At 44.8% G+C, this 10424-nt stretch carries 4 protein-coding genes; all 4 read left to right on the top strand.

What is annotated here, in order from left to right; all coding sequences use genetic code 11:
- Nucleotides 1-1255: MATE family efflux transporter (locus IQ260_RS20720; protein ID WP_193994997.1), on the top strand; the 1255-nt coding region annotated here is incomplete at its 5' end.
- Between the two features lie 821 nt (nt 1256-2076).
- Nucleotides 2077-6405 carry an amino acid adenylation domain-containing protein gene (locus tag IQ260_RS20725; protein WP_193994998.1) on the top strand — a complete coding sequence of 1443 codons (4329 nt, stop codon included), beginning with the start codon at nt 2077-2079 and terminating at the stop codon, nt 6403-6405.
- A 54-nt stretch (nt 6406-6459) separates the two neighbouring features.
- Nucleotides 6460-7239, top strand: coding sequence for a guanitoxin biosynthesis pre-guanitoxin forming N-methyltransferase GntF (gene gntF / locus IQ260_RS20730; RefSeq protein WP_193994999.1), 780 nt, complete (start codon nt 6460-6462; stop codon nt 7237-7239).
- 220 nt (nt 7240-7459) lie between these two features.
- Complete coding sequence (locus IQ260_RS20735) at nt 7460-10174, top strand: ATP-binding protein (protein WP_193995000.1); 2715 nt, start codon at nt 7460-7462, stop codon at nt 10172-10174.
- The last annotated feature ends 250 nt before the right edge of the window (nt 10175-10424 follow it).

Consider the following 10424-nt stretch of genomic DNA (forward strand, 5'->3'; position numbering starts at 1 on the left):
GGCGGCAGGGGGCCTGGGGGCAACGGCATTTTGGATGCTGCTGTCGCTCTGTACCGGTCTGCTGGAAATGACGGGGGCGATTGCGGCTGAGGCTCACGGTGCTCAGGAGCCGCACCAGGTGAGTCGCATCAATGTGCAGGGGCTGTGGCTGAGTTTTGGCATTTCGGTGCCGACTATGGTGTTGATTTGGCATCTGGATAGGATTTTTCGGTTACTGGGTCAGCAGACAGTCATTGTTGATGGGGCAATGGCCTATTTGCATGGGATTGTGTGGGGGTTGCCTGCGGCCCTGGGGATGTTTGTTTTTAAGGAGGTTTTGACGGCTCTCTCTCGACCGCGATTGGTAATGGGGCTGATGGGGCTGAGTATTCCTCTCAATATTGGTCTCAACTACGGACTGATCTATGGTCAATGGGGATTGCCCAGGCTAGAGCTGGCGGGGATTGGGTGGGCGAGTACTCTGGTGTTTTGGCTGATCTTTGGAATAGCGGTGCTGGTGTTGAGGCTGTCTCCAGCTTTGCGGCAGCTGCAGTTGTTACGGCGGTGGTGGCGGTGCGATCGCAACATCCTGACCGAAATCATTCATCTAGGTTTGCCCCTATGCATAGACTACGGCACAGAGATGGGCGCCTTAACCGCAGCGGCTTTACTCATGGGTGTGTGGAGCACAGAAATGCTGGCCGCCCACCGCATTGTCATGACCACCACAGAGCTACTGCTGATGTTTTCCTGGGGCTTTGCCTATACGGCTGCCATGCGGACGGGCCATAAAATTGGGGCCGGTGCACCACGGGCAGCGCGGCGGGTCGCCCATGTCAATCTCCTCATGAATCTAGTCTTGGTCGTCATATTAGCGATACCGCTATGGGTATTGCCCCAAACCATTGCAGGCTTTTATCTGGATGTGAATCTATCCGAGAATGCAACAACAGTTAACCTTGCTGTCACTTTGTTTAAAGTGGGTGTAGTATTTCAAATTGCCCAGGGTATACGGTTAATTAGTGCAGGAACGCTGCAAGGCCTAAAAGATACGCACCTGCTGGCGACTGTAGATGTGTTTGCTCACTGGGGTATTGGTATTGGCCTAGGCTATATGCTCGGTCACCGGCTTGGCTGGCATGGCATCGGTTTGTGGTGGTGTCTCACCCTAGGACAAATCGCGGCAGCTGTCATACTAACGAAGCGATTTCAGCAGTTAATTGCCCGGCGTGTCAACCTTGCCTCCTCTGAAAGTCCGTATGATACGACGAGTTAATTTACAGACAAAAACCTCAGTATGCACATATGGAGAATGACAGCGTAGCCTTTGGGAAACAAGGATATTTTTTCTGATTCAGAGAAGAAAAAAAAGCATTCATTGGATTTAATGTGCCTTTTTATACTGAAAAAAGACCGGAATACGGTTTTTCTTAAGGGAAGATAAAGCGTAAAACAGAAATATCAAATAAGCTAGAAAATATGGCTTTTTGGTTAAAATCTCTGTTATTTCGGATAATTTCTGGCTGATAGTTTTTACTACAGTCAGACAGTCAATACAGAGTAGCGCTGTATTGATAGCTAATGCATGTCAACGTTTGGTCTGAGATAACACATTTTTTGAGTTTTGAGTTTATGGGTACTAAAACCTTCTGATTAAGAGTTGAGAGAGTTTATGCGATTTCTCAAGCTTGAGGGATCAGTCTTTCAGTCTTCTGAATAATCTGTTTGCTTGTGTAAGCGTGCAATATTTTTAGTGCGATAGGGCACTTAGAAATCACTTCGCTTGCAACATAAGCGCAATCATCAAGCATCGTGGTTAGCACACTAATAACAAGTGTTAATCCCAGATGCTCGTTCCCTTCCCTGTTAGATGAGGGTCTCATTTTGTGGTGAGATCATCTAGACCTGAGTTCCCATACCTGAGATCTGCCATTGCTGCTTTGCTATAGAGGATGAATTTATCTGGCAACAGTGCTGTTGCCAGATAAATTGCAGATGGAATCATACCAAAGATCAGCAACGCCGGAAATACAACACCCCTAATCGTGGTTTTAGGGGATACACTGGCCGACCTAACATCAGTATTTAAGAAACAACATGGTTTTTACAGACTTTAGGCATCGACTCCTAGCAGTTGCAGATGCTGATTCAGCATCTGTCTGTCGTTTATTTGAAACTCAGGCTAAGAGACAGCCCACAGCCCCAGCAGTTGAGTTTATGGGACAGTGCTGGAGCTATCAGACCCTAAATACTCATGCCAATCAGCTGGCCCATTATTTGCGTGAGCAAGGTGTGGGACCAGACGTGTTGGTTGGCCTATGTCTTGATCACTCTTTTGAGATGATTGTAGGCATCTTAGCCATCTTAAAAGCGGGTGGGGCCTATGTTCCTATAGATCCTAACTATCCTGCAGAGCGTCTTGACTGGATTCTGAAAGACTGTCAAGTTGCATGTTTGCTGACGCAACACTCGTTGGTTTCGGTGATTCCAGTCCATACGGCAAAAAACATTTGTGTAGATACTGACTGGCCTGTCATTGCGCAGCAACCTGTTCATAATCTGGAAGCTTTGCCAACCGTAGATTCACTGGCTTATGTTATCTACACCTCTGGCTCAACCGGTGAACCTAAGGGGGTAATGGTTGGACAGACAGCTCTAGCGAATTTTGTGTCTGCAGCCAACCAAGCGTATGGTATTGTCGCAGCCGACCGCGTATTACAGTTTGCCTCAATCAGTTTTGACGCCGCCGTCGAGGAGATCTTTCTAACGCTGACCCAAGGGGCAACGCTGGTGCTTCGTACCCAGGATATGCTGAAGTCAATTCCAGACTTTCTAAAGGTGTGTGAGACATTACAGCTAACCGTTTTGGATTTACCAACAGCCTTTTGGCATCAGCTATGCGCTTCATTGGAGACCTGCCCTTTAGCCTCAACCGTTAGACTTACCATTATTGGTGGAGAGCGAGCATTACCTCAATGGGTCAATGTTTGGAAACAGTCTGTTAATTCTCAGGTGCGGCTGGTTAACACCTATGGTCCCACCGAGACTACTGTTGTGGCAACGTGTTGCTATTTGACAGGCCCTGATGCAGTTGAGATGAGTGAGGGGGGAACAGTTCCCATTGGGCAACCCTTAGGCAATGCTCAGACCCATATACTAGATGAGCATATGACTCCTATCCCTGTGGGGCATTCAGGGGAGTTATATGTCAGCGGAAAAAGCCTAGCTACCGGCTATCTAAATCGTCCTGATTTAACAGCCGAGAGGTTTGTACTGACGGCTTTAGATGACGATGAACCAGAGACTCGACTGTATAAAACGGGTGATTTAGCTCGATATCGCGAGGATGGTCAGTTAGAATTTTTAGGACGTGTAGATCACCAGATTAAAATTAGAGGGTTTCGAGTCGAGTTGCAAGAAATCGAAACTCTTCTAGAAAATCATTCTGCCGTCCAATCCGCAGTTGTTGTAGCTCAGGAAGATAGCCTTGGCCATAGTCGATTAGTTGCCTATGTGGTTAAGCATCTGCAGTATTGTATGCCAGGCAACCTGAGTTGCGATCTTGAGCAGCTAGAGCAAGAACAGATCAAACAATGGCAAGTTATTCATAACGATGACCACTTAAATACAGTCAACACAGACTGGGATGATACATTCAACATCAGTGGTTGGATCAGCAGTTATACAGGTAAGCTACTTCCTGCTAATGAAATGCAGGAATGGCTCGATAACACAGTTGAACGAATTCTAAATCTGAAGCCGGAACGAGTTTTAGAACTTGGATGTGGTACAGGATTATTGTTATTTCAAGTAGCACCCCACTGCAAAAGCTACATGGGTACAGATATCTCAGAAGTTTCTTTAGACCATGTTAAAAAACAATTGTCAAAGAACCAAACTCTTGCATCGCGAGTCACCCTTAAACCTGCTGCTGCCGATGACTTTGAAGATATCCCCCCTGCTTCCTATGACACGGTGATCTTAAACTCGGTTTTACAATATTTTCCGAGCATCGATTATTTAGTACAGGTTCTAGAACAGGCTGTCCGATTCATTAAACCTGGTGGTTCCCTTTTTATTGGAGATGTCAGAAATTATCAGCTACAGGAAACCTTCGCAACGGCCATAGAGCTATTCAAGGCTGATGATAAACTCTCCATTACAGAACTCTGGCAACGGGTTCAAAAGAGAATATTTCAGGAAGAAGAACTGACCATCGACCCATCTTTTTTCTTAGCTCTGAAAAAACATCTACCCAAAATAAGTCAGGTTCAGATTTTTCTAAAACAAAGTCAGTATCATAACGAACTGACCCAGTTTCGGTATGATGTTGTTCTGCATGTTGGCTCAACTCCCCAATCAACTATCGAAACTAGCTGGTCGGACTGGCAGTTACAAGACTTTAATCTTGCCAAACTACGGCAAATACTGGAAAAAACCTCTATGAAAGCAATTGGCTTGAGTGGGATTCCCAATGTCAGAATTTTAGAATCTGCCAATATTGCCGATGGGCTTAAACAAGCAAAACTAGCTGGTAATGTTGCAGACTTGAGAAAATATCTAACACAAACCGTAGATGGGAGTGATGCCGTTGACCCTGAAGACATCAGACAGCTTGCTACTGAACTAGCTTACGACGTCACCATCAGCTGGCCCAGTACAGAAAGCAAGGGCGCTTTCAATGCTCTATTTAAGCCTCAAACCGCTGTTGCTAACTATAAATTAGGGAGCATTGAATCCCTACCATTAGATCTGCGGCGACCATCGATTCAACCCTGGTCTACCTATGCAAATAATCCGCTCCAGGCCAAAATAGCTCACACCCTTGCGGCCCAGCTGCGGTCTTACACTGCGCAAAAGCTACCTAAATATATGGTGCCCTCAGCGTTTGTGGTGTTAGATACGTTTCCTCTTAACGCCAATGGTAAGATTGACCGCAAAGCGTTGCCTGTACCGGATTCTTCTCGGTCGGCTCTATCTGTTCCCTTTGTGGCCCCCCAAACAGCTCAAGAAGAAAAACTAGCGGAAATTTGGTCAGATGTACTAGACATTTCACCAATTGGGGTGAATGACAGCTTTTTTGAGCTAGGCGGTGACTCATTACGGTTGATGCAGCTGGTAGCACAAATTGAGCGGTCCTTTGAAGGAACCCTCTCCTTTACTGACTTCTTTAAACAACCAACAATTTCAGCTTTATACAGACAGCTGCGCCATCAGCAACAGTCTTCTACAGTTACAGAGTGGATGCCCCTATCTCAGCTAAGGGCTGAAGCCTCCCTCGATTTGGACTCACCTTCTGTATCCTTGCATTGGCCACAGCCTGAATCCCACTGGATAAATCCAAAGTCAATTTTATTGACAGGGGCCACAGGATTTATTGGTATATCTTTATTGCATGACCTATTACAACAAACAGAGGCCACAATTTATTGTTTGGTACGAGCGCAAACACTTACAGAGGGGTATCAAAAGTTACGACAATCTCTCCAACAGAATTTTCCAGGTATTGATATTCCCTATGCTAGGGTTAAACCCCTGATTGGGAATATAGCCCGTCCCCTCTTGGGGTTAGATATAGGGAAATTCAAGTACCTTGCTGATACTATAGATGTTATCTATCATAGCGCTGCAAGTGTTAATTTGTTTTATCCCTTTGGGGCATTAAAGGCCGCAAACGTTGTTGGCACCCAGTCTATCTTAACCCTTGCCAGCTATGTCAGACTTAAACCTGTTCACTATATCTCAACTTTGGATGTGTTTGAGTCACTGGTAACAACGGGGCCATCGATCATTTATGAGAATGATAGTATTGTTCAAGGAGTTGGCATCTCCGGGGGCTATGCCCAAAGTAAATGGGTAGCAGAATATCTTGTCACCCAGGCGATAGCAGCAGGTATTCCAGCTTGTATCTATCGGCCAGGCATGGTAACTGGCCATACCCAAACGGGTATCTGTAATACAACAGATTTAATGTGTCGCTTTTTAAAAAGTGTTATCCAGCTTGAGGCTGCTCCCGATTTGGACTGGATGATCGATATGACCCCAGTTGATTACGTGAGTCAGGCAATAGTTCACCTATCGCTTCAATCAAAATCCTTGAACCAGGCTTTCCATCTAGTGAATCCTAACCCCTATCCATTGTATAAACTTGTTCAAGCCGTCAATCAACTTGGCTATCCTATTAGCCAAGTATCCTATGAACGATGGCTAAACGCGTTCCATAATTGTCAAAATGCCCTGAGTCCATTAGCTAAAATTGTTACTGAGATCCTGCCGGGACAACCCCTAACACGGTTAGAAGTTTGGTTGGCTGGTACCCAGATGTTTGATTGTCAAAATACTTTGCGAGGTTTAAGTCGAACACAGGTTGAGTGCCCAAAAGTTGATGATCATCTGTTAGTAAAGTATCTGCACCACATTGGCTGATGTCGTACGCTCAACCTAACGCGAACACGTTGTTAAAATCATTGGAGATAACCTATGCAGACTGCTGAAGTTAAGTATTCGGATTATTCTGATTGGGATCCTAAACAGTATTTACAAGAATATTATTCAGGCATAATGCCTGATGAAAAATACTGTTTAGAGTTTTTAACTGAGTCCTTGCAACGAATTGATCCTGTTCCAGTTGCATTGGATTTTGGCAGCGGGCCTATCATTTCTCATGTTTTACCGTTGGCAGACAAAGCCCAGGAGATTCATGTCTCTGAATATGTCGAGTCGAATTTACTCGAACTCAAGAAATGGTTCTCTGCTGATAAATCAGCTTATGATTGGCAGCAGTTTACTCAAAAAGTACTGCAGCTTGAAGGGCACCAAGCACCCACATCATTAGATATCCAGCAGAGGGAATCAACAGTTCGTCAAAAAGTTACTCAAGTGATACCAGGTGATGTAAGAGAGGCATACCCTTTAGGAGAAGACAAACACAACTTTTATCCGCTAGTGACTGCCCACTATTGTGCGGAAGGCATTAGCCTCAATAAAAAGGAGTGGCGTACTTATATGCGTAACATCATGGGTATGGTGAAACCTGGCGGCACACTGATTACCTCCGCCTGCGGCTCTGGTCACTATTATCGAGTAGGTGAGATCTGTTTTCCATCTACAGAACTAAATCCTCAGGATGTATTGAGCTGTTTTTTAGATAATGGCTTTGTCAATCTTGACATTCGGGTTAGAGATTTACCTGAGTACTCAGATCAGGGATTTTTCTACACCATCTTCGCCTGTGGGGTTAAATCTTCTAAAAGCAAATGAAACCTTTAGCAGTTCAACCCTCATCAGTTGTTCAAGGTGTCTATCTATACAAAGAGGGGTAGGTGATAGCACGCCTCTCTGCAGTCTGTAGTTATCCGTTTTTTTTCTGGGCACTATAGCGAGTGTAGCTGAATCGAGTTTTTTCCAATAACCTTACAGAAGTTGGCAAAATATGTCGTCATCTATTCTCCTGTAGTGTTGCTTCAGAAACGTTATAGCTATGGACAGAAAATATCGTCAAACGCCCCATGGGACGCCTTTAAGCTTTGTGCTAGTCGTCCCTTTTGTTTTGCAAATTTTCTCCGCTGTAGGGTTAGTTGGATACTTGTCCTTTAGGAATAGCCAAAGGGCTGTTAATGAGCTAGTTTTACGTCTGAGCAACGAAATTAGTAGTCGAGTCGATCAACATTTAGATAGTTATCTATCGCTTCCCCACGAACTGGGTGCAATCACTGTCGATGCGCTACAGACTGGAGACATTGATATCAAAGACTTTGAGAGGGCTGGTCGTCACTTGTGGAAAAAGGCACAAACCTATCCAGATATTAATTTTATTGGCTATTATCTAGAGTCAGGAGAGGGGGTGGGCGCTGGACGCTGGCTGGAAGGTCAGGGTGTCACCATTGTGGAGCATTCATTGGCGGATGGGAAAGACTATGACTACGGAACTGATGCCAAAGGCAATCGGACTGATGTGTTAGATGCTAACGAATACTACGCTCCAGAAGATCAGTGGTATATCGACGCTGTCAATGCAGGAAAACCGACTTGGGGTGAAGTTTACACTGCAGAAGGATTTGACGACTATGTGACGGCCTCGGCTTCATTCCCTCTCTACGATAGTAATGGCAAACTTTTAGGAGCACTGAGCGTTGATCTGCTCCTAAGCAGTATCAGTAGTTTCCTAAAAGAACTGGACATTAGTCCTAATGGTAAAGCGTTCTTGATTGAACGCAATGGGCTGCTGTTGGGCAATTCTAGTGTAGCTAAAACTTACGATGTAATCGATGGTGAAACCCGACGGATTAGTGCCTTAGAAAGTTCTGATCTAACAATTCGAGCAACGGCGCGCTATTTAAAGACGGAATTTAATGGGTTTGAAAATATCCAAAACACTCAGCAGTTAGATTTTCGAATAGACGGAGATCTGCAGTTTGTTCAAGTGGCTCCCTGGCAGGATGACTACGGATTGGACTGGCTGGTGGTAGTGGTTATTCCCGCAGCTGACTTTATGGGTGTCATTAATGCTAATACCCGCAATACTATCATGCTGTGCATGGCGGCTCTGGCCATTGCAACTTTGATAGGAATTCTGGCGTCACGTTGGATTACGGCACCTATTCAACGATTAAACTTGGCCAGTCAGGCAATTGCTATGGGAGACCTGGATCAAACGCTTCAGGTCAAAGGTATTCGAGAATTACGAGGGTTATCATCTGCATTTAATCAAATGGCAGAACAGATCAAAGATTCCTTTGAAACGTTGGAAACTAGAGTTTCTGAGCGTACTGCTCAGTTAGCAGAAGCTAAGAATGCTGCAGATACAGCTAACCATGCAAAAAGCGAGTTTTTGGCGAATATGAGCCATGAGCTGAGGACACCGCTGAATGCAATTTTAGGGTATGCCCAGATTCTACAAATTCCTAAAAATCGTTCCGACAAAGATCGACAAGGCATTGCAACTATTGCTCAATGCGGTAATCATCTTTTAACTCTAATTAACGACGTTTTAGATATTTCTAAAATTGAGGCTCGAAAACTGGAATTAAATCCTAAGCCGTTTCATTTCCCCTCTTTTTTACAAGGTGTCGTAGAAATTTGCCATATTCGAGCCGAGCAGAAAAATCTACCGCTCGTTTTTGAGGCCCTCGATACATTGCCTGCAGGCATCGTTGCCGACGAAAAACGTTTGCGTCAGGTATTGTTAAACCTCCTTAGTAACGCGGTTAAGTTTACTGAAACAGGCAGCGTTACGCTCAAAGTAGGCGTTCAAACCGTTCCTGATAATCCTGCACTGACGCGACTCCACTTTTCTGTGGAAGATACAGGTATGGGGATTGATGCCGATGACATTGAAAAAATCTTTACGCCCTTTGAGCAGACAGACAATACTAAATATGTGACTGAGGGTACCGGACTGGGTCTTGCCATTAGCCAAAAAATTATAGAGCTTATGGGTAGCTCTATCCAGGTTGAAAGTAAACTGGGAGTGAGCAGTGTCTTTGATTTTGAAGTTTCTTGTCCCCTAGCAGAGGACTGGATACAGGCCGATCTCCAGCAGGGATTAGGCCAGTTGATTGGCTATGGAGGGAAACGTAGAAAAATTTTGGTTGTGGACGATCGTTGGGAAAATCGCTCTGTGCTGGTTAATCTTCTAGAGCCGCTTGGATTTAAAGTACTGGAAGCTGAGGATGGTCAAGACGGGTTAACTAAAGCCCAGTCGTTTTTTCCGGATCTCATCATTACAGATTTACTGATGCCTAACTTAGATGGCTATGAATTCCTCAGACAGGTCCGTAGCCTAGCGCAATTTCAATCGATCCCGATCATTGCTGCTTCGGCCCATCTGTCTGGCATTGATCGACAGGCCATGCTTGACACCGGATTTAATAGCTTTTTGTCGAAACCTATACGAGCGCAGGATTTAATCGAACAGCTTCAGCAGTTTTTACAACTGGATTGGCAGTACGAGCCAAAAGCTGAAAATGTATCAACCGATAGCGAAGCTGAGATGATTGTGCCATCATCGGCAGCTCTGATGTCCCTCTATGAAGCCGCTGAAAAGGGCTATATTGCAGATATGCAAACTGAGGCTGCCCGACTGAAGGAACTTAGCCCGGATTATAAAAGGTTTGTGGATAAATTGTTGGAACTGATCGATGAATTTGATGATGAAGGCATTGTCCAACTGGTTAGGCCCCATATAAATCTCTAAACTGTAGATCTCCCGCTTAGGGACAAGCTAACTTGTGGGAAATCTAAGTTCATTAGATCAACCGAAAGCAAAGTTTACTTTGATAGCCCTTCCAGGTACCTTCATTATGTGCTCCTCTGGACCTCGCTAAATTATGTTGAGTTCCCAACAAAGTGAGATTTTAATTGTTGATGACACGCCTTCCAACATTAAGCTTCTCTATGATTTTTTACAGCAATCTAATTACAAAGTTTCAGTTGCAAAAAGTGCC

The organism is Leptolyngbya cf. ectocarpi LEGE 11479 (assembly GCF_015207065.1).
GTDB classification, from domain to species: Bacteria; Cyanobacteriota; Cyanobacteriia; order Phormidesmidales; family Phormidesmidaceae; genus Leptothoe; species Leptothoe ectocarpi.

Coding starts and splice junctions, on each gene's coding strand:
- IQ260_RS20725 (WP_193994998.1), top strand. CDS start 2,077: ATGGTTTTTACAGACTTTAGGCATCGACTCCTAGCAGTTGCAGATGCT.
- gntF (WP_193994999.1), top strand. CDS start 6,460: ATGCAGACTGCTGAAGTTAAGTATTCGGATTATTCTGATTGGGATCCT.
- IQ260_RS20735 (WP_193995000.1), top strand. CDS start 7,460: ATGGACAGAAAATATCGTCAAACGCCCCATGGGACGCCTTTAAGCTTT.